A 1,620-nucleotide genomic window follows, 5' to 3' on the forward strand; every position below is an offset into this window, starting at 1 on the left:
TACCACACCGGGTCGTGCAGGCACAGCGACTTGTAGCGCTTGCGCCAGGAGTCGCCGGGGCGCTCGTTCTTCTCGATGATCAGGGCCGGCACGCCCAGGCGCTTGAGCCGCGCGCCGAGCGCGATACCGCCCTGGCCGCCGCCGATGATGAGCACATCAGGCTGCGTCGTGATGCCGAGTTCGGCGTCTTCCTGCTGGCGCCGCTCCAGCCAGGTCTGGCGGCCCGAGTCGGCGCCGTGCTGCACGCCCCGCTCGCGCGCCGCGCCGGTCTTTTCTTCATGGCCCTTCAGCTCCGTCATGGTGGTGAGGAAGGTCCAGGCCTTGCCGCCCTGCAGCCGCAAGTGGCCGCGCCCGCGCGCCACCGCCGTTTCGAAGGTAAACCAGGCGTCGAGCACGCCGCCGGCTTCGCTCGCCTGGCCTTCCACTTGAAAGTTGCGCGGCGCCGTCTCGGTCAGCCGCGCGCGCAGCATGTCGCCGATCGCCGCCGGCCCTTCCTGTGTGCTGATGTTCCAGGTGAAGGCGACCAGGTCGCGCCAATAGCTCTCGGGCGCGAACAAGGCCTGCACGCCTTCAATGTCGGCGCGCTCCAGCGCACTGGCAAAGTCGGCCAGCCAGGCACTGGCGCGCTGAGTGGGGTGGGTCGAGAGGTCGGTCATGCAGGTCTCCGTGGGATGGTTGCGCGGGCGCGTCGCGTGCGGTACTGGTTTGTTCGGCCGCGCCTGCGAAGGACTCTTGCGGCGCGGCGCCGCAAAGGCCATAGCGAAAACCCGCGGGAACTCGCCGACGCGGGCCTGGCGCGCTTACAAACCTTCACGGGTGCCGGCGGCGGGGGATGCGCGCCGTGGTGCAATGTTTTTCATGAAGACATCGCACGCTTTCGCCCTGCTGCTCCCCGCCGTGCTGGCCATGCTGCCCGGCTGCGCCAGCGGCCCGGCCCGCGCGCCGGGCAGCACCAGTGGCGCGCCCTCCTCGATGCCCTCGCTGGGCGGCCTGTTCGGCTCCGGTCTCTCGCCCGCATTGGAGGCGCAGCGCGCCCGCCTGGTCGACTCGCTCAAGGGCACGCCGGTCGCGGTGGAGACCACTGCCGACAAGCGGCTGCGCATTGAAGTGCCGATGAAGTTCGCCTTCGATCCCGGCCGCGCGGTGGTCAAGCCGCCGCTGGCCGCCGTGCTCGAGCAATTGGCGGTGGGTTTCAAGCCGCATGCCGCCACCACCGAACTTCGCATTGCCGCGCCCTCCGACGAGAAGGCTTCGGCCCAGCTCGTGCAGGAGCGCGCCGCCAGCGTGCGCGACTACCTGGTGGGCCGCGGCGTGCCGCTCTCGCGCATCGCTGGCCTCGGCCGCGCCGGCAACGACGGGCTGGAGATCGCGCTCAGCGACCGGCCGCTGAACAAATAGCTTCGAGGTTCGGTTGGCGGTCCGGGCGTGAGTGCCGCGTGCCGCCGCAGTGCTCGGCACGCGGCGCGTACTCACGCTCGCATCACGAGCAGCGTCATCATCGTGCGGCGTCGCGCACGCAGTTCGAGCCCTTACGGAATCGCTTTCAATCGAAACGAAAGGCCGTCTGCAACCGGCCCGCCGGCGGCCTGCGGATTGCGGATTGCGGATTGCGGATTGCGG

Annotated in this window: 2 protein-coding genes; one reads left to right on the forward strand and one right to left on the reverse strand. The window is 70.1% G+C overall.

Annotated features, from left to right (window positions below; translation table 11 throughout):
* On the reverse strand, positions 1 to 656 hold a 656-nt coding region (locus RMO12_RS11375), incomplete at its 3' end, for a nuclear transport factor 2 family protein (RefSeq protein ID WP_405029666.1).
* A gap of 202 nt (positions 657 to 858) precedes the next feature.
* Here RMO12_RS11375 and RMO12_RS11380 point away from each other — a divergent pair.
* Entirely contained in the window at positions 859 to 1,398 is a 540-nt protein-coding gene (locus RMO12_RS11380) for a hypothetical protein (RefSeq protein WP_309639373.1), read from the forward strand.
* Positions 1,399 to 1,620: the final 222 nt, after the last annotated feature.

Source organism: Methylibium sp., assembly GCF_031393925.1.
GTDB lineage: Bacteria > Pseudomonadota > Gammaproteobacteria > Burkholderiales > Burkholderiaceae_C > Methylibium.